The 17327-nt window shown below is 54.4% G+C and carries 17 protein-coding genes; 8 read left to right on the forward strand and 9 right to left on the reverse strand.

From position 1 onward, the window contains the following. Positions 1 to 212 precede the first annotated feature (212 nt). The 4 genes from OIN60_RS04945 to OIN60_RS04960 are packed head-to-tail and all read left to right on the forward strand — an operon-like array spanning position 213 to position 2443. Positions 213 to 800 (forward strand): TetR/AcrR family transcriptional regulator, encoded by a 588-nt coding sequence (locus tag OIN60_RS04945; protein WP_305753745.1) that lies wholly within the window; start codon positions 213 to 215, stop codon positions 798 to 800. Positions 801 to 816: 16 nt separating this feature from the next. After that, on the forward strand, positions 817 to 1158 hold the full coding sequence (locus OIN60_RS04950; RefSeq protein ID WP_305753746.1) for a DMT family transporter: 342 nt from the start codon (positions 817 to 819) through the stop codon (positions 1156 to 1158). After that, positions 1158 to 1472, forward strand: a complete 315-nt coding sequence (locus tag OIN60_RS04955) for a DMT family transporter (protein WP_305753747.1) — start codon at positions 1158 to 1160, stop codon at positions 1470 to 1472. The genes OIN60_RS04950 and OIN60_RS04955 overlap by 1 nt, the downstream gene beginning before the upstream one ends. Before the next feature lie 35 nt (positions 1473 to 1507). After that, the gene (locus OIN60_RS04960; RefSeq protein ID WP_305753748.1) at positions 1508 to 2443 is read left to right on the forward strand and encodes a 1-phosphofructokinase family hexose kinase; all 936 of its coding nucleotides are present in this window, start codon (positions 1508 to 1510) and stop codon (positions 2441 to 2443) included. 73 nt (positions 2444 to 2516) lie between these two features. Here OIN60_RS04960 and OIN60_RS04965 read toward each other — a convergent pair whose 3' ends face one another. Both OIN60_RS04965 and OIN60_RS04970 read right to left on the reverse strand, forming a co-directional pair. Beyond that, positions 2517 to 3125 carry a LysE/ArgO family amino acid transporter gene (locus tag OIN60_RS04965; RefSeq protein ID WP_305753749.1) on the reverse strand — a complete coding sequence of 203 codons (609 nt, stop codon included), beginning with the start codon at positions 3123 to 3125 and terminating at the stop codon, positions 2517 to 2519. Between the two features lie 186 nt (positions 3126 to 3311). Continuing rightward, positions 3312 to 3767, reverse strand: coding sequence for an SRPBCC family protein (locus OIN60_RS04970; RefSeq protein ID WP_305754085.1), 456 nt, complete (start codon positions 3765 to 3767; stop codon positions 3312 to 3314). 175 nt (positions 3768 to 3942) lie between these two features. Here OIN60_RS04970 and OIN60_RS04975 point away from each other — a divergent pair, with 175 nt between their 5' ends. Then, on the forward strand, positions 3943 to 5409 hold the full coding sequence (locus OIN60_RS04975) for an aminotransferase-like domain-containing protein (protein ID WP_305753750.1): 1467 nt from the start codon (positions 3943 to 3945) through the stop codon (positions 5407 to 5409). Here OIN60_RS04975 and mobA read toward each other — a convergent pair. Beyond that, a complete protein-coding gene (gene mobA / locus OIN60_RS04980; RefSeq protein WP_305753751.1) occupies positions 5397 to 6017 on the reverse strand; it encodes a molybdenum cofactor guanylyltransferase in 621 nt (206 codons plus the stop codon). The genes OIN60_RS04975 and mobA overlap by 13 nt on opposite strands. 104 nt (positions 6018 to 6121) lie before the next feature. Between mobA and OIN60_RS04985 the strand changes: the two genes are divergently transcribed. Then, positions 6122 to 7345: an MFS transporter gene (locus OIN60_RS04985; RefSeq protein WP_305753752.1), complete on the forward strand. Its 1224-nt coding sequence runs from the start codon at positions 6122 to 6124 to the stop codon at positions 7343 to 7345. A gap of 51 nt (positions 7346 to 7396) precedes the next feature. On the opposite strand, the gene OIN60_RS04990 is transcribed toward OIN60_RS04985, so the two are convergent. The 5 genes from OIN60_RS04990 to OIN60_RS05010 form a co-directional block, all read right to left on the reverse strand. After that, on the reverse strand, positions 7397 to 7852 hold the full coding sequence (locus OIN60_RS04990; RefSeq protein ID WP_305753753.1) for a PTS sugar transporter subunit IIA: 456 nt from the start codon (positions 7850 to 7852) through the stop codon (positions 7397 to 7399). 22 nt (positions 7853 to 7874) lie between these two features. Beyond that, complete coding sequence (locus tag OIN60_RS04995; RefSeq protein ID WP_305753754.1) at positions 7875 to 9308, reverse strand: PTS fructose transporter subunit IIC; 1434 nt, start codon at positions 9306 to 9308, stop codon at positions 7875 to 7877. 170 nt (positions 9309 to 9478) lie between these two features. Further along, on the reverse strand, positions 9479 to 10759 hold the full coding sequence (locus tag OIN60_RS05000; protein WP_305753755.1) for an ArsB/NhaD family transporter: 1281 nt from the start codon (positions 10757 to 10759) through the stop codon (positions 9479 to 9481). Positions 10760 to 10779: 20 nt separating this feature from the next. Next, positions 10780 to 12714: a BglG family transcription antiterminator gene (locus OIN60_RS05005; RefSeq protein ID WP_305753756.1), complete on the reverse strand. Its 1935-nt coding sequence runs from the start codon at positions 12712 to 12714 to the stop codon at positions 10780 to 10782. A 128-nt stretch (positions 12715 to 12842) separates the two neighbouring features. Continuing rightward, entirely contained in the window at positions 12843 to 14525 is a 1683-nt protein-coding gene (locus tag OIN60_RS05010; protein WP_305753757.1) for a glutamine--tRNA ligase/YqeY domain fusion protein, read from the reverse strand. Positions 14526 to 14809: 284 nt separating this feature from the next. Between OIN60_RS05010 and OIN60_RS05015 the strand changes: the two genes are divergently transcribed. Further along, positions 14810 to 15517 carry a copper amine oxidase gene (locus OIN60_RS05015; RefSeq protein ID WP_305753758.1) on the forward strand — a complete coding sequence of 236 codons (708 nt, stop codon included), beginning with the start codon at positions 14810 to 14812 and terminating at the stop codon, positions 15515 to 15517. 107 nt (positions 15518 to 15624) lie between these two features. Then, positions 15625 to 16173, forward strand: a complete 549-nt coding sequence (locus OIN60_RS05020; protein ID WP_305753759.1) for a GNAT family N-acetyltransferase — start codon at positions 15625 to 15627, stop codon at positions 16171 to 16173. A gap of 102 nt (positions 16174 to 16275) precedes the next feature. Here the strand turns inward: OIN60_RS05020 and OIN60_RS05025 are convergent, their stop codons facing one another. Next, positions 16276 to 17247 carry an iron-hydroxamate ABC transporter substrate-binding protein gene (locus OIN60_RS05025; protein WP_305753760.1) on the reverse strand — a complete coding sequence of 324 codons (972 nt, stop codon included), beginning with the start codon at positions 17245 to 17247 and terminating at the stop codon, positions 16276 to 16278. Between the last annotated feature and the right edge of the window lie 80 nt (positions 17248 to 17327).

Raw genomic sequence — 17327 nt, forward strand, 5'->3', positions numbered from 1 at the left:
TAAAGCTCCCTTGTCTGATTTATCGATACCATCATTATTTAGCTTATAGGCCTGTATCCATAGTATAACATCGTACCCGCTCTACAAATCAAAACTTGCACCCAACGGCTTTCACGAGGAACCCGGGTTCCTTAGGTCTTGACCGACGCAGCCGTGTTTTGACATATCACATGAAATGTGAGAATATTAACTAACGACCGTTAGGATGGTGAATGAATATTGTGCGTTTGGAACATATAAAGAACGTTGCTCTGTCCCATTTTGCCAAGCATGGTTATGAAGGAGCCTCGCTCAGCAGCATCGCCGGGGAGGTAGGCATCAGGAAACCTTCGCTGTATGCGCATTTCAAGAGCAAGGAGGATCTGTTTCTGCAGGTGGTAGCCCATGCCTTCCGCCTGGAGTCACGCAGAATCTTTGCTTACTTTGCCGCTCGCCGGGACACAGACATCGAGGCGCTGTTACGAGATTTTTTTGTATGGCTCGAACAAGAGTACGAGAGCAGCAGCACGGCGAAGCTGGTGCTGCGGATGTGTTTTTTTCCGCCGGCGGTGCTGTGCGATGAGGTGATGGATATCGTATATCCGTTTCTGGAGCGCATGGAGCGCATGCTGACACGATTGCTTCTGCGCCGTGCGGCATCCTGGGACAGGCCTGGCGGTGTAGAAGTGAAAAGCGCTGCACTGGCTTACATTACGCTCGTTGACGGCACGGCCGTGGAGCTGCTGTTCGTAGGACCGGACAAATACCGCAGGCGCGTCCAAGCCGCTTGGCCGATATTCTGGCGTGGTATGAATACTTAACGAAGAAGGAGATTAGATGAATCGCAGCTGGTTGTACGTTATTTTGGGAGGTATCATAGAAGTCATATGGGTGTCCGGTCTGAAGCATGCCGCCACACCATGGGAATGGATTGTCACACTGCTGGCCATCGGGGTCAGCTTTTATCTGATTATTCAGGCGGCAAACCGCCTACCGGTAGGCACGGTATATGCCGTCTTTACAGGGCTCGGCACAGCCGGAACCGTTGCGGCCGAAATGCTGCTGTTCGGCGAGCCTTTTAACTGGGCGAAGGTGCTGCTGACCGCGCTGCTGCTTGCCGGGGTAATCGGTCTGAAACTCGTGACCGATTCCGCAGCGCGTGAAAGGGGGAACGCCTGATGGCCTGGCTCGCATTGATTCTTGCCGGCAGCTCCGAGGTGCTCGGCGTCATTGGTATGAAGGGCATTACGATGAGGAAGGGATGGCGGTCTTACGCTCTGATGGGCGTCTCTTTTCTGCTCAGCTTTTCGCTGCTCAGCTATTCGATGCAGTACCTTCCCATGGGCACGGCTTATGCCGTATGGACCGGAATCGGGACCGTCGGCAGCACCGTGGCTGGCATGCTGCTGTTCGGTGAGGACAAGGATTGGAAAAGAATGCTGTTTATCGCGATGATTTTGGCGGCCGCCGCCGGCCTCAAGCTGATATCCTAGCATACAGCGTCCATAAGGAACAGGGGGGAAGAACGATGATCACAACCGTTACACTAAATGCCGCCGTCGATAAAATCTACAACATACCCGGCTTCCAGCCGGATCGGGTGCACCGGATAACAGAAAACGTGACCGTACCCGGAGGCAAAGGAGTTAATGCCGCCCGGGTCATCCATACGCTGGGCGTGCCTGTTCGGGCTACCGGCTTTGCGGCAGGGCATACTGGCCACATGCTCTTGGAGAGCCTGCAGCAAGAAGGGATAACGGCCGATTTCGTGACCGCCGCCCGTGGCGAAACCCGACTGGCCATCACAGTGCTGGACCCGGCAGCCGGCACGCAGACCGAGCTCATTGAGGGCGGCCCCTCTGTTGGGCCGGGCGAGCTGGCCGCGCTCCGGGACAAGCTCCGGCTCCTGGCGGCAGATTCCGCCTGGGTCTTGCTGTCCGGCAGCCTGCCTGCCGGCTGCCCGCAAGGGCTGTACGCCGAGCTCTGCGAGCTGGCGAAGGCGCAGGGTGCCCGGGTGGCACTCGACGCAAGCGGCGAGGCGCTCCGGGAAGGGCTGCGCGGGCGGCCCGACCTGGTGAAGCCGAACGAGGAGGAAGCCGCCCGCTTCGCCGGCATCGCGCCCGGTGGCGGACTGGCCGCGATGCGCGAGGCTGCCGCCAAGCTTGTGCAGGCCGGGGCTGGCTTGGCCGTCGTCTCGCTTGGCGCAGACGGCGTGCTGGCGGCCACCGCCGCCGCCAGCTACCGCGTGACGCTGCCCCACGCTGACATCGTCAGCCCGCTCGGCAGCGGAGACGCCATGGTCGCCGGGCTGGTCACAGGCGACCTGGCTGGCCTTGGCCTCCCCGCCATGCTGCGGCGCGGAGCGGCCTGCGGCACGGCAGCCGCGCTGCATGCGATGGCTGGCCGTATCACTCCTGCGGATGTCCTGCGCCTGGAGAAGGACATCCGAGTGGAGCGGCTGTAGCCTGCTTTACGGGTTCACAGCTCATGACAGCAAAAGCCGCCCCCCATATGTATAACGGAGGACGGCTTCTTTTTTACCTAAGCAAAGTGACTGCCATGTATATGGCCAATCCGAAAATCACAAGCGCTGACACCCTGTTCAGGTTCCTGCTGATTCCGCCTGCCGGATCAATTCGCCCCACTCCCCTGCCAGCCGCGGCCAGCCCTGCAAACCAGCACCAGGACACCAGAGCTGCGGTCAGCGTGAATACCCACCTGTCCCCTCCTTCATACTGCAGGGAGCTGGTTCCGATGACGCCAACCGTATCCAGAATGGCATGCGGGTTCAACAGCGACACCGAGGCCGCGAAAGCAACCTGGCGCGAAGCCCGAAGGGGGGAAGGCGCCCCCGCCTGAGACTGACCCGAACGCCAGATGCTCCAGGCCATATACAACAGGAACAGGCAGCCGGCCCCGTACAAAATATCCGTCAGCCAGCTCCATCGCAGCATGAGCAGTGACACGCCCCCTACAGCGAGGAAAATGAGCAGCGTATCACAAACGCCAGCCGTGATTACAGCAGGGAGCGCCTTCCTCAGACTAGGCTGGCTGGCCCCCTGATTGAATATGAATACGTTCTGTACGCCCAAGGGTAAAATGAGCCCCAGCGCGAGCAAGAACGCATGTACAGCAGCTTCCATCATCCGGGTACAAATCCTCTCTTCTGTCAGCTTGATTCATGTAAATCACTCTAATGCGTTGACAGAGACTTGTCGCCAGCCAAATTCTCATGATCCCACCAGCCAAATAATTCGGCAGACATAGTTCCTGTTTTCCGATGTTTCGGCGTATCTATGCGGGCTTGTCGGTTTGAAAAATGGAAAAGCAGTTTATGAAATCTCTTCCGCAAGTTTCTTCAATTCATTGGCCCGATCTATAATAAATCTCTGCATATATTTTTCAAGGAACAATCGATCAACTACTTTTCCAATAACTCCAAAAGGCGATCTATATTCAAATGTATCCTTCATAATAGTTCCTTGGCCATGCTCCAGAAATGCATGTGTGTGAGTGAAGGAACGAAAGGCTCCCTTGACCATCACATCCGTAAGCTTGTGGGGGATTTCCATTTCTACTACCTTAGCCGTTAACCTTTGTTTAATCCCAAAATGAATGGCTTCCCAGGTAACGGTGTCCCCTTCTTTGAGCAACCCCTTTGTCACCCCGCCAACTGCCTTTTCTTTCGTTTTTGACGTTGTTTTTGTGTGTATTTCTACATCTCTTACAAGGTCAAAACAGACATTTATCGGAGCTTCTATATAAGTATCATGTCTGATTAGTGGCACCATGCTCACACCCTCTCCTAAAAAGCATAAACTGGCTGTTAGGATACATTATTTTCTGTTCTGGATAATATGAAAAGGCTCCATTCGCATTCTTGCTCAGGAGGGAGTAATATTGAATCTGGTCAACCGTTATGACTAACTGGTCAGAATGCTCTCGGTGAAAGGAAGTCTCGTCATGCTGATTCCCGACTGGAGGCCAGATACCTCTTCCCCGCTTCCGGTATACAAACAGATCGAACACTATATTCGCTTGAAAATCCTTCATGGCGAATGGCCGTCCGGCACCCGTCTTCCTTCCCAGCGGACCTTGTCCACACTGTTCGGGGTCAACCGCAGCACAGTAACAACTGCTCTCGGCCTGTTGTCCGCATCCGGGCTGCTGGAAGGCAACCGCGGCGGCGGAACCGTGGTACGCTCAGGGCCTCAAGAGCCGTTCAATACCACAGCGGAGCCCATCTGGGTGGATGCGGCTGATGAAGGCATTCATTACCCCAACCTGCCTGTCATCCAAACGATTAACCGTATGGAAGCTGCATCCGGCATCATCCGGCTGGGAACCGGGGAACTGTCCTCCGAGCTGCTGCCTCACGATAGCTACAATCGGCTGCTGGCCGAGCTGTCACAGCACAGCCGAAGGCTGAGTTATCCGGAGCCGCAGGGCTGCCCCGAGCTGCGCGAGGCAATTGCCAACCAGGCCGCCGGATCGGGAATCCTGGCCAGCGCGGCTTCCGTACTGATTGTGTCCGGTTCGCTGCAGGCCCTTCATCTGATTTCCGTGGGGCTGCTTCCCAAGGGAACGGCCATCCTGACCGAAAAGCCGTCCTATCTATACTCCATTCATGCCTTCCAGTCGGCCGGTATGAAGCTCATCGGACTGCCGATGGACACGGAGGGACTGCAGACAGAGAAGCTTTCGGATACAGCAGCGGCTTATTCCGCAAGCCTTCTCTATACCAATCCTACCTTTCACAATCCAACAGGCCGAACCATGAGCCTGGAGAGAAGGGCAGAGCTGTTGGACCAGGCACGCTCCTGCGGATTGTCCATCATTGAGGACGGAGCGTACAGTGAGCTATGGATTGACCAAGAGCCCCCGCCCGCCCTGAAGTCCCTCGATACGGAAGGACGGGTTCTGTATACAGGCACGCTGTCCAAATCCTTTAGTCCGGGGCTGCGGATCGGCTGGGTTATCGGGCCTGAGCCGGTGATTGGACGGCTGGCGGACATTAAAATGCAGATGGATTACGGCTCCAGCGTGCTTGCCCAGGAAGCCGCCGCCTTATGGCTTTCCTCCGGACGCCATGAGGCGCATCTGCAGCATGTCCGTTCTCGGCTGCGCGAGCGGCGCGATCATCTGCTGGACCTGCTGCACCTTTTCTTCCGGGACCTCGCAGCATGGGACAAGCCGAGCGGCGGCTTTTACGTATGGCTCAAGCTAACCGTAACCGTGCCGCTGCGGACATTGTTTGAATCTGCTCTTGCCAGCGGCATTTTGCTGAATCCCGGGGATATCTATGACCGCCAGGACCGGCTTCATCTGCGGTTATCCTACGCTTACGCTTCTACGGCCGAGATGAACAACGCGGTTCCGGCCCTCGCCGGGATCGTACGCAAGCTGGCGGTTGGGCATCAGCAGTCATGATTCTTGAGGCTGGCTTCTTCCCGAAGCCAGCCGGTTACGCGACGGTAATCCTCCGGTTCGTTCATATTGAAGAATACCTTGTCCGCCGCCCTTGACCCGGAAGCGGCTAATTGTTCCCCGTCCACATATACTGCGCTGATCGTATCCAGCCAATCCTGCATCCGCAAACGACCGGCTTGCAGCCTTTCCTCCAAGCCTGGCAGTACCCGATGATGATAGGCAGCCAACAGCGGTTGTTTTCTGCCGCCAATGACCGGAATTACCGCATTCCATGGCTCATCCGCCAACGTGAGCAGAGCAAGCATCGTCTCCGCGTTCACCAGCGGCATATCGCAGGCGCATAGGATACTCCACTCCGTTCGTGTCTCCTTAAGCCCTGCATGCAGGCCCGCAAGAGGCCCTTGTCCGGGATACTGATCGGGCACCGCCTCCAGGCCGAACGGCAGGCTTCCCCCCTTGCTGCCCGTGACAATCACTCGATTTGCCGCCTTACGTACCTCACCCGCGATTCTTTCGAGGACAGTCATTCCATCCAGCCTTAGCTGTGATTTGTCCGTCCCCATGCGTGACGATGCTCCTCCCGCGAGTACAATGCCTGTTACCTTCAATCGCTGCGCCTCCCTCCGATGTTCCATGTCATAAGTTTGCCGCTTGGAATTGTTAACCTTTTGAAACAATGATACATTGTTGTTACTATCGGTCCAAGAAAGGAATGTATGCGTTGAGGAAGAGCAACCATTCACTCTATTCCCTGAAGCTGTACAATTTTTTCATCTACGGGGCTATCGCCATTTTCTCAAGCTTCTTCCCGCTGTATCTGCAGGAAATCGGGATGGACAAAATCGAAATCGGCAGCCTGATGGCCGTCGGCCCTTTTGTATCTGTATTTGCCAACCCCTTCTGGGGATATATGAGCGACCGGACACAGAACGTACGGCGTACGCTGTTTATTATGATGACAGGAACGCTGCTGCTGTTACAAGCTGTATTTCTTGTGAATACATATTCCTTAATTTATTCGACCATGATTTTGTTTTTCTTTTTCCAGAGTCCGCTCTTTGCTCAGACCAACAGCATGATTCTCAGTTACATCGAAGGCACTGGCCGGAAATTCGGGTCGTACCGGCTGTGGGGCTCTCTCGGTTGGGCTGTAATTGCGGCCGCTTCCGGTTCGATTATCGATTATTTTGGCATAAGCAGCATCGCGGCCGTTTTCAGTATCCTGCTGCTGGTTGCAGCGACAGCGGCCGCAACCCTTCCACCGCTCCACAGGGCACCAGACACCCCGTCAATCAGCCTGCGCGGCTTTGGAAGGGTTATTAATAACGGATATTTTATGAGCTTTATCCTTCTCGGCGTTCTGGTGTCAATTCCTAACGCCATGAACAGCGCCTTTGTCTCTCTATATATCACGGAGCTTGGCGGTACAAAAAGCATGGTTGGCCTGTCTGTATTTATGTCTTCCATATTTGAGGTGATCGTCTTCCTGCTGTTCGACCGCTGGCTCAAACGAAAAATGACGGTCCTAACCGCCTGTCTCGCCCTCGTCAGCCTGCTGTTCGCCCTGCGCTGGCAGCTTATGGCTGTCGCCTCGAACCCGCTGGATATCGTGCTCGTACAAGCGCTGCACTGCATCACCTTCGGCGGTTATTTCTACGTCGGCACACAACTGACCATGCTGTTCATTCCTGTGGAATATCGTTCTTCCGGCCAGTCGCTGTACACGCTCACGTGGAGCGGCATTTCCGGTATAGCGGCCGGCTTTGCAGGAGGCTGGCTCTTTCAAAGCTTCGGCGGCGAGATGATGTATAAAGTCGGAGTTATGCTTGCGCTGCTGGGAGCGGTAGGATTCGGCGTCATGTGGTATATGCTGTACAGCTACGGTTATCGTCCGCCACAGGCTGAGAAACAGCAGGCACCGCAGAACGGAATTTAATCCGAAAAGTCAAAACACCGGAGATCCCGAGGGGGACTTCCGGTGCCGTTTTCAGCTCTGGATTTGCGCTACCAGAGCCGCAATCGCCGCCTTATCCGGTGCTTGCTCAAGCGCGAGGCGGAATTCATCATCGACCAGCTTGCGCGATAGATTTTGCAGTATCTTCAAATGCTCGCTGCCGCCGTCTTCAGGGACCGCCAACATGAAGAACAATGTGGCATCCTCCGTGTCAATGCTGTCCCAGTCTATCCCGGGCAATTTACGGCCAAAGGCTACCGCAGGGCTAGCTACAGAATGGGTCTTCCCGTGGGGAATGGCGATGCCGAAGCCGATGCCAGTCGAGCTTTCTTGTTCACGCGCCATCACCGCCTCCCGATAGCTGGCTGCGTCCTTTAACGCCCCGCTCCGCTCCAGCAGAGCGATCAGCTCATCTATAATTTCTTCCTTGGTCGTGCCCTCCAGCTCAAGCCTCATCCGGTTCTCTGATAACAGCTCGGTTATATTCATACAGACCATTCTCCCTTCAAAGCTAGAGCGCCGCAGACGAAGCTTGCTTCTCCCTCGCCTGCTTCGCGGAGCGGCGCGCCTTCAGCAGATTAACCATCAGCGCGGTGATTCCGGTGCCCACGATAATGGCCAGAGCGAACATGCCGATGTTATCAATCGCTCCAACAACAGCGACAATGGGCCCGCCGTGCGGAACACTGTCGCCTACGCCGCCCATCATCGCCAGAGCAGAGGCGACCATGGCGCCTACAATCAGGCTGGGGATGACACGCAGCGGATCGCTGGCGGCAAACGGAATAGCTCCCTCCGTAATACCGAACAGGCCCATGGCCAGGGCCGCCTTGCCGGCTTCCTGCTCTTCCTTGCTGTACAGCTTCTTGGCCACCAGGGAAGCAATGCCCATGCCTAGCGGAGGTGTACAAATCGCAGCCGCAATCGCACCCATGATCGCTGTATTGCCTTCGCCAATCAGTGATGCCCCGAACAGGAACGCCACCTTGTTGAACGGGCCACCCATATCAAAAGCAATCATGGCTCCCAAAATCAAGGCAAGCAGAATCGCGCTGCCTCCCTGCATGCCATTCAGCATATCTGTAAGCCCGCCCATCATCGCGGCAATCGGTCGGCCCAGCAGCCAGATGAACGCGCTGGCCGTAACGAGCGAAGCGATAATCGGAATGACCAGAATCGGCATAATCGGTTGAATCATACGTGGAACCTTCCATTTTTTGACCCATAAAGCCACATAACCAGCCAGGAAACCGGCAACTATACCACCAATAAAGCCTGCGCCCGCTTCACTGTTGTAAAAGCTTCCGTTGGCCGCGATATAACCGGCAATCATACCTGGCGCAATCCCCGGACGGTCAGCGATGCTGTAAGCAATGTAAGCCGCCAAAATCGGCACCATGAACATAAAGCCGGTCGCACCGATATCTTGGATCTTCTGCCAGAAGGAGCCTTCGGGAATTGCCATGCCGGATGGCGTAGGCTCACCGCCAATCGCCAGCGCAATAGCAATCATCAGGCCACCGATGACCACAAAGGGAATCATGAACGACACGCCGCTCATGAGATGCCGGTAGATGGGATTCTGTCTGGATCTCTGCTCGCTCTTGGCTTCTTCAATCGTCTTCAGCCCGCCGGCAGATGCCACCTTTCCGTCCTGAAACAAGCGGATAATCGCGACCGGGTCCTTGATCGCCTCCCTCGTTCCGCATTCATACACCGGTTTTCCGGCAAAACGGGACTTATCCACCCCTTTGTCAGCGGCAATAATGACCCCGTCCGCCTCCATAATCTCCTGCGCTGTCAGCTCGTTTTCCGTGCCTGCGGAGCCCTGGGTCTCCACCTTGACCTCTACCCCCGTATCCAGGCCCGCTTTTGTCAGCTTCTCCGCTGCAATATACGTGTGGGCAATTCCGGTCGGACATGATGTAACCGCAACCAATTTCATTCATATATCCTCCCCTGTCAGATATCGCAAAATTGGATTCATCCTGCTTATCTGTATCTTACGGCCTGCCGCAGCTTCTAAATGCACAAAAAGTTCCGGAATATCCGGAACTTTTGACCGCGAACAGGCTCTCGAACAGGCTATAGAGGAGAAATGCGCATCGACATGTGCTACAGAAGATAACGCACGTAGATATAGATGGTGGATATCACGATGGTCAGCAGCATAAGCGGCAGGCCATATTTCAAATATTTCAGGAACGTAATCGGGTGACCCTCTTTAGCGGCAAGACCCGCCACGATCAGATTGGCGCTCGCGCCGATCAGGGTTCCGTTACCGCCCAGACAGGCTCCCAGGGACAGACTCCACCACAACGGCTCAAGGTTGGTCATTCCCATCGTCCCCATGCCTTGAATCAGCGGAATCATGGTTGCCACGAACGGAATATTATCCAGAAAAGCAGAAGCAATCGCGCTCATCCACAGGATCAGCATGGATGCCGCCGTCAGATTTCCACCTGTAAGCTCAACCGCCTTGGACGCCAGGGCTGCAATCACTCCGGTTTCCACCAGCCCGGATACCAGTACGAAGAGCCCGATGAAAAAAAAGAGGGTTGTCCATTCCACGCGTGTAAAGGCCTGCTCCATCATGGACTCACCGGTCAACAGCAGCAGAACGAACGCTCCGGCAAGCGCGACGGTCGCCGTCTCCAGATGGAGCAGCTGATGAAGAAAGAAGCCTGCAACCGTCAGCAGCAGCATGCTTGTGCTTTTCACCAGCATCTTGCGGTCACCCAGCATGTCTTCTTCGTTCATCTCCATGATGCCCCGCTTCAGCTCTTCCGTTGTACGGAGCTGCTTGCGGAAGATGAGCATGAACAACGGAATCAGCACCGCCATAATGATCACCACGGCAGGTGCCAGATTCTCAATAAAGGCCATGAAGGTCAGCTCCTTAACCGCACTGCCGATCATGATGTTCGGCGGGTCGCCGATCAGCGTTGCCGTGCCCCCGATGTTAGAGGCGAATATTTGTGTAAGCAGATACGGCATGGGATTCACCCGGAGCTGCCTTGTTATGCTGAATGTAACCGGTACGGTCAGCAGCACCGTTGTGACATTATCTAGAAAAGCCGAGCCGAAAGCCGTAATGACCGCCAGCACGGCCATAATGCGCAAAGGCTCGCCTTTGGCCCATTTGGCCGCTTTAATGGCCAAGTAATTAAACAGCCCCGTCTCCGCCGTCACACTGACGATAATCATCATGCCGACGAGCAGCCCCAAGGTGTTGAAATCAATGTGCTCAAGCGCTCTTTCCTGGTCTGTGATCCCTACGGCAATTAACAGAACCGCACCAAGCATCGCGAGAACCGTACGATGAATTTTTTCCGAAATAATTAATGCATACACGGCCAGAAAAATAACGATGGCCCATACCGCTTGCTGATCCATAATGCCTCCTTCGAACAAGCTTATTCTTGCTCCCGTATTCCAATTTGTGCTGCGATCTGTGCCCGGGTCGCTCCTTCCAACTGCTTCAGCAGCCGGTCATTTTCCGACAGGCGCACAATTTCCTCAATCAACTGCTGATGCTCCTTCACGCCCTCTTTGCCATGGTGAGCAAGCAGCAGGACCCAGCGGATCAGGCTGCCTCCCCAGGAGACGGGACGCTGCAATCTGGCGAGCGCCAGAGCGTTCTTGTACACAAGAGCCGGCTCACCGTGCGGAAGCATCATGCCGCCTCCAATGACTGTCGGAGAGCGGGTCTCCCGCTGGATAACGGTATCCGCATACTCCGGCGATATGCACTGCTGCTTTTCAAGCAAAGCGCACAAAGCCCTGATCGCTTCGAACGGATCGTCTGTATCCAGGTCCGCCACGATCCGTCCGCCTGTAAGCCGCTCACCCAGCAGGCTGAAGCGACCGTCCTCCTGCATCTTGGAAATGACCCGCCGGACCTGCCTTTCATCATCTCCGGTAAAAAGCGGATTTACCCGCACAACAGGCACAGGGACCTTGGAAATGTGAAGGTCCCTGACCATAAGAACAAAATCTATACCGGTAAAATCCTCCGGCTTGGCACACCTCAGCCACCGCTCGCTGCGGACGCCTGCAATTTCCAACAAATCAAACTTGCGGTCAAGCTTCGTCTTCAGGAGCATGCTAATGCCCACCCCCATGGAACAGACGATCATAGCCCGTGCATGCCGACCGTTATATTTATTCATCTTTTCGTAGGCTGCCTGAAAATGAAGAACAATGTAGCCCGCCTCATGCTCATCGAAATCGTATGCCGCGAAGCTTTCATCCTCCTGCAGAATGCCAACAATCATATCGAACAGATAGTAATATTGCCGCTTGATTTCATCAAGCAGCGGATTCCCCGCACTGATAGCCCCTTTCAGACGCGGCATCGACGTATACAAATGCAGGGACAAGCCCCTCAGCAGCTCCTGGTCGTTTTGAAAGGTGAGACCCGATTGGGTAGCCACCTTATCGATCATGTGCACCGTAAGCTCATAGACGTCATCCTTCTCTGACAGAGGAACCCCCTCCATCTGGCCGTTATCCAAATGCTTGCCCGCGCCGGCCAGCAATCTTCCAATATACACCACTTCCGTTTCGGGAATGGCTGCGGCAAAATATTTTTCCAGCCCATGTGCCAGTTCAGCGGCGGCACTCCGATAGGTGGCTCCTGCACCGGATGCCTGCTCTCCCATCATGTGCCCCAGCTTAATCCTGGCCAGCATGGTAAGGAGCGCGAGCACAAGATAATGAAAGGCGTGGGGGGTAAACATCACGGACAACCGTTCCTCCGCACCATGTACGAGATGCTTCATCTGTCTGGTCTCAGATATCCCGAATACCCCGGCTTCTTCCGGTTCGGGAAGCTGCCCGGATGTAAAGTCAGCCAGCGCAGACAGCAAAAACGCCCGGATCTGCTCTTCCATACCGTCTACCTCTATGCCCTGTCGTCCCGACACGAGCCGGAGCCGGAAAGGCTGCATTAGCTCTCCTAGCCTGCCCAAATCCTCGGTAATGACATTCCTGCTCACATAGAGCTTTTTTTTCAACTGATCGATGGTAGGCCTCGCAGATTGCAACAGCAGCAGCCGGAGCAGCTCCAGCCGTCTTCTGTCCCGTTCGCCAAGCCCACCTTCATATCGAAGAAGCTGCGCTTCAATCCTGTTCTTCTGTTCCTCGTCCAGTCGGATGATGATGCCCCGATTCGGCCTGCGTATGATCTCGCCTGTCTGCTGTTCAGCCAGCCAGCCGTCAATGATTTTGAAGTCCTTCCGGATGGTTTTCTCCGAGCAGCCCAGTCTTGCCGCAATCTGTTCCATGGAAAGCGGCGCTCCTTCATGCCGCAGACAGAGCTGCAGAATCTCCCGCTGCCTCTCATTCATTCAGAGCATCATCTCCAGTGCAATCATATACGATACAAAGAACAGACGCTTTCAGCCGGTATCGCAACTGTATTCCGATCCCGGCTGAAGCGCCTGATTTCTATGATGCTATGATGTCAGCCGCCTGTTTATCCCTTTTTCGGCAGCTGGAACGAGCTTTTGAGGGATACAACCCTATTAAACACCGGCCGCCCTGGCTCCGAAAACTTCGGGTCCACATTAAAATATCCATGTCGGAAAAATTGGAACTTGTCCTGCGGCTTCGCTTCTTTCATTTCCGGCTCCACAAAGCCTTCAGCAATCACAAGCGAGTTCGGATTCAGTTGATCCAGGAAGGTCTTCTCTTCCCCGTCCTCCTCATCTTCCAGCACCTTCTCTACGCTAATAAGGGGTTCGTAGAGACGGAATTCAGCAGGTACCGCTTGATTGGCCTCGACCCAGTGGATCGTTCCCTTCACCTTGCGGCCTGTAAACCCGGTTCCACTCTTGGTTTCCGGATCATAGGTGCAGTGAATCTCGACCACATTTCCTTCCGCGTCTTTAATGACCTCGTTGCATTTAATAAAATACGCATGCTTCAAGCGGACCTCATTGCCGGGGAACAGACGGAAATACTTGCTCGGCGGGTCCTCCATGAAGTCATCGCGCTCAATATAGATCTCCCGGGAAAACGGAATCTGCCGTGAGCCCATGTCCGGATTCTCGCTGTTATTCTCGGCTTCCAGCATTTCCACCTGGCCTTCCGGATAATTCGTGATGACCACCTTCAGCGGATCAATGACCGCCATCGTGCGCGGGGCCTTCAGCTTGAGATCCTCACGCACGAAGTGCTCCAGCACCGGCAGATCGATCTCTCCATACGCTTTGGAAATCCCGGTCTCATATACGAAATTGCGGATCGCTTCGGGTGTGAACCCACGGCGACGCATCCCCGAGATGGTAGGCATGCGCGGATCGTCCCAGCCATCGACATGCCGCTCATCAACGAGCAGCTTCAGCTTGCGCTTGCTGGTGACCGTCTGCGCCAGATTCAGGCGGCCAAATTCATATTGATGCGGCGTATGCTCCATTTCGCATTCAGCGACTACCCAGTCATACAATGGGCGCTGATCCTCAAACTCCAGTGAGCAAAGAGAGTGCGTCACACCTTCGATGGCATCCTCCAGCGGATGCGCATAGGCATACATCGGATAGATGCACCACGTGTCTCCCGTGTTGTGGTGGTGCGTATGCGAGATACGGTAGAGCACCGGGTCACGCAGGTTGATATTAGGGGAGGCCATGTCAATTTTGGCACGAAGCACCTTTTCCCCGTTTTGATATTTGCCTGCGCGCATGTCTTCAAACAGCTTCAGGTTCTCCTCCACACTGCGGTCGCGGTACGGGCTGTTGGTGCCAGGCTCTGTCAGGGTGCCACGGGTTTCGCGGATCTGCTCGGCGCTTTGATCATCCACATAAGCCTTGCCTTTCTTGATCAAAAGCACGGCCCTCTTGTACATCTCTTCAAAATAATCGGAGGCAAAACGAAGCTCCTCCCACTCGTAGCCCAGCCATTTAACATCTTCCTTAATAGAGTTGACGTATTCCGTCTCCTCCTTCGCAGGGTTCGTGTCGTCAAAACGCAAATTCGTCCGTCCGTGAAACTCGTCAGCCAGAGTAAAGTCAATCCAGATGGCTTTGGCATGACCGATATGCAAATAACCGTTCGGCTCCGGCGGGAAGCGGGTCACGACTTCCTTCACCTTGCCGCTACGGAGATCTTCTTCAATAATGTTCTTGATAAAATTCGGGGGAGTGCTTGGCTTCTCCACGCATATCAACCTTTCTTTGCGCATAATCGCTTGTCTCGAGTATTAACAGAAAACGCCTGTGTAAACATGTTTCACTTAAATATACCCCTTCGGCTCGAATTGTTCAATAAATTGACCCTGCGAATAACTCTTAAAAATAGGTAACGATTTCTATTGCGATTTACTCTATACTGGAGATAGTTGTATTTTTATGCGGCCAAATTCACTGTCCGTAAACCGGACCTACTATATAGAGCAAATACGTTCACCAGATGCACTCTTATTTTAAGAAAGGAGCCATTGTCATGCTGAGGCTGCTTGCCGCTCTCCTCCTGTCCGCCATACTGACGTCCTCCAGCCCGCTGCCCGCCGCCCCCGCCCTCGCACCGGAGCCCGATCAGCGAATTGCGACGGCTCCCGAGGACGCCTCTGTTCAGTTATACAGCGGTCCCCTAGAAGGCGGCCGCTTCCAGAAAGCCATTTTGCAGGTAGCCGGACGGTTTCAGGCTTACGATTGGACAGGCTCCGCAGCGGATGCTTCTCCTCCTCAACTGTACGTCCAGGACGTGAATCAGGATGGTGTCCATGAAGCCGTCGTTATTTTGACCGCAATGTCAGGTACGGGCACAGAGATTCAGAACATTCATGTGGTCAACCTGGAGTCGCTTGAAGAGTATTCGGTGGAGGATGCGGGAGCGTTCGTACAGAAACAGGTATCCTCAAAGGTGAGTGCCGAGGACGGACAGCATCCCGTCGAGATCGAAGTCACCTTCCGCGGGCAACGCAAGCTGCTCGAAATGAGCCCGGCAGATTTCTACGATAATCCGTCCAATTTTAATGCAGCGCTTGATTTCACTTCCTACATTGTTTATGACACCAGCCTTAATGAGCTGCGCGCCATTGTTTCCGGCAGTGTTTCGCCCTCTGAATTTGTAGGTGACCTTGAGCTGACCTACAAATTTGAAGATGGAAGGTTTCTGATTGATCAGGTGACCTTCGTCCCGTATGAGTAAAACGCATCTTTTGCCCTTTTGACGACTCTTGCGGAATCATGTAGCATGGAATATCATGGCCTCATATTACGGCTGTCAGCATTTACGAGAGGAAGAGGGGATCGCTTTTGTTTACATATGAACTGGATGAACGCACGGTTCTCAAGCCTATCGCGAGGGAACATGCACAGGCTTTATACGAGCTGACCGAGATGTCGCGCGACCGTCTACGAGAGTGGCTGCCCTGGGTCGATTCGGCAACCGACATCAGCCATACCGAGCAATTTGTAGAGAATGCACTTAAGCAGGCTGCTGAGAACGGAGCTTTTACGGCAGGTATTTGGATGGATAAAGAGCTTGCGGGGATCATCAGCTTCCTTCCCATCAACTGGAGCAGCCGCTCTGTGAGCATCGGCTACTGGCTCGGCCGGGGTTATGAGGGACAAGGCATCATGACAAGTGCCTGCCGCGCTTTTGTAGAGTATGCCTTGATTGACCTCGATCTGCACCGGGTTGAAATCCGCTGCGCTACAGGCAACCGCCGCAGTCGCGGCATTCCCGAGCGCTTGGGATTCGTGCTCGAAGGTATTATCCGTGAAGCGGAGAAGCTGCCCGCCGGGTATGTCAATCATGCCGTGTACGGCATGCTGCAAAAGGAATGGAAGCAGCTTAGATAGCCTTCGTCTACAGATGTGCTGTCAAAGAAAATAGACGCGCCCAACGAAAAGAACCTCCGGTCACGAATTCGTGAAACCGGAGGTTCTTTATCTTTGCTGAGATTACTTCACTATGGATTTCAATACATCATCAACCATGGCCTCGTTGGCAATCTTCCCGCTATACAGCCAACTGCCTTTGCTATCCATCGAGAAGACATGTCCATTTTGCACGGCAGGAAGAGACTTCCAGATTGGCCGCTCCAGCGTTTCCGAGCTCGCTCCCTGGTTGCTGTTGATGAGGAAGATATAATCCGCATCCAGTTCAGGCAGCTTCTCAAGCGAGATCGCGGTCCAGGATGCATCCGAATCGGCCTCTTGCGTTAGTGCAGGGGCCTTCAAGCCAAGATCGCCATATAATACGGCACCGCTCGATTTCTCAGGATCGACGACATAGAAATTTTTCTGGGTAAGCCACAATACGGCCGCAGATTGATCGCCTGCCACCCCTTGCAGTTCTTCCTTGGCAGCCGCTACTTTGGCATCGTAATCCGATGCAGCCTTCTCGGCCTCCGCTTGCTTGTTCAGCAGCTCGCCGATTTTCAGCAGCGATTGTCTCCAGTCGGAGGCGATTTCATCGCCCAGCACATAGGTAGGGGCAATGGCGGAATATTGTTCATACAGCCCTTTTTGCACCATGGATTCTGAGTTGATGATGATCAGATCAGGCTGGACTTCCAGGACTTGCTCAGGAGGCATATCGTACGGCATTAATGGCACGTCCTTCAGATATTGCTCCAGATAGTCCTGCTTCTTGCCGTTTTGGACCGACCACTGTGCAACCGGAGTCACACCCAGAGTCACCAGAGGGTCCTCCAGGTAAGGGGCCAGCACCCGCTGGGGATTCGCCGGAATCGTAACCTTATGTCCCATAGCATCTGTAACCGTACGGTCTGCCGCCGCCGGATTCGCTTCTGAGCCTTCCGGCTGGGCCGAGGGCTGTGCTTGTCCGCATGCGGACAAGGTCAATGCAAGCAAGATGATCCCCGCGAGGATGCTCATCGTTCTTTTACGTGAAAATATGATTTGTCTCAACACCAATTCCTCATTTCTGCATTCGATTCTGTTCTAATGATAATGATTATCAATTGTCGAGTCAAATGTATTTTTCCACC

Source organism: Paenibacillus zeirhizosphaerae, assembly GCF_030705605.1.
GTDB lineage: Bacteria > Bacillota > Bacilli > Paenibacillales > Paenibacillaceae > Paenibacillus > Paenibacillus zeirhizosphaerae.

What these genes read in the sequence shown, in the direction of transcription:
- OIN60_RS04945 (WP_305753745.1), top strand. Translation starts at nt 213, where the DNA reads ATGAATATTGTGCGTTTGGAACATATAAAGAACGTTGCTCTGTCCCAT.
- OIN60_RS04950 (WP_305753746.1), top strand. Translation starts at nt 817, where the DNA reads ATGAATCGCAGCTGGTTGTACGTTATTTTGGGAGGTATCATAGAAGTC.
- OIN60_RS04955 (WP_305753747.1), top strand. Translation starts at nt 1,158, where the DNA reads ATGGCCTGGCTCGCATTGATTCTTGCCGGCAGCTCCGAGGTGCTCGGC.
- OIN60_RS04960 (WP_305753748.1), top strand. Translation starts at nt 1,508, where the DNA reads ATGATCACAACCGTTACACTAAATGCCGCCGTCGATAAAATCTACAAC.
- OIN60_RS04965 (WP_305753749.1), bottom strand. Translation starts at nt 3,125, where the DNA reads ATGATGGAAGCTGCTGTACATGCGTTCTTGCTCGCGCTGGGGCTCATT.
- OIN60_RS04975 (WP_305753750.1), top strand. Translation starts at nt 3,943, where the DNA reads ATGCTGATTCCCGACTGGAGGCCAGATACCTCTTCCCCGCTTCCGGTA.
- OIN60_RS04985 (WP_305753752.1), top strand. Translation starts at nt 6,122, where the DNA reads ATGTATGCGTTGAGGAAGAGCAACCATTCACTCTATTCCCTGAAGCTG.
- OIN60_RS04990 (WP_305753753.1), bottom strand. Translation starts at nt 7,852, where the DNA reads ATGAATATAACCGAGCTGTTATCAGAGAACCGGATGAGGCTTGAGCTG.
- OIN60_RS04995 (WP_305753754.1), bottom strand. Translation starts at nt 9,308, where the DNA reads ATGAAATTGGTTGCGGTTACATCATGTCCGACCGGAATTGCCCACACG.
- OIN60_RS05000 (WP_305753755.1), bottom strand. Translation starts at nt 10,759, where the DNA reads ATGGATCAGCAAGCGGTATGGGCCATCGTTATTTTTCTGGCCGTGTAT.
- OIN60_RS05005 (WP_305753756.1), bottom strand. Translation starts at nt 12,714, where the DNA reads ATGAATGAGAGGCAGCGGGAGATTCTGCAGCTCTGTCTGCGGCATGAA.
- OIN60_RS05015 (WP_305753758.1), top strand. Translation starts at nt 14,810, where the DNA reads ATGCTGAGGCTGCTTGCCGCTCTCCTCCTGTCCGCCATACTGACGTCC.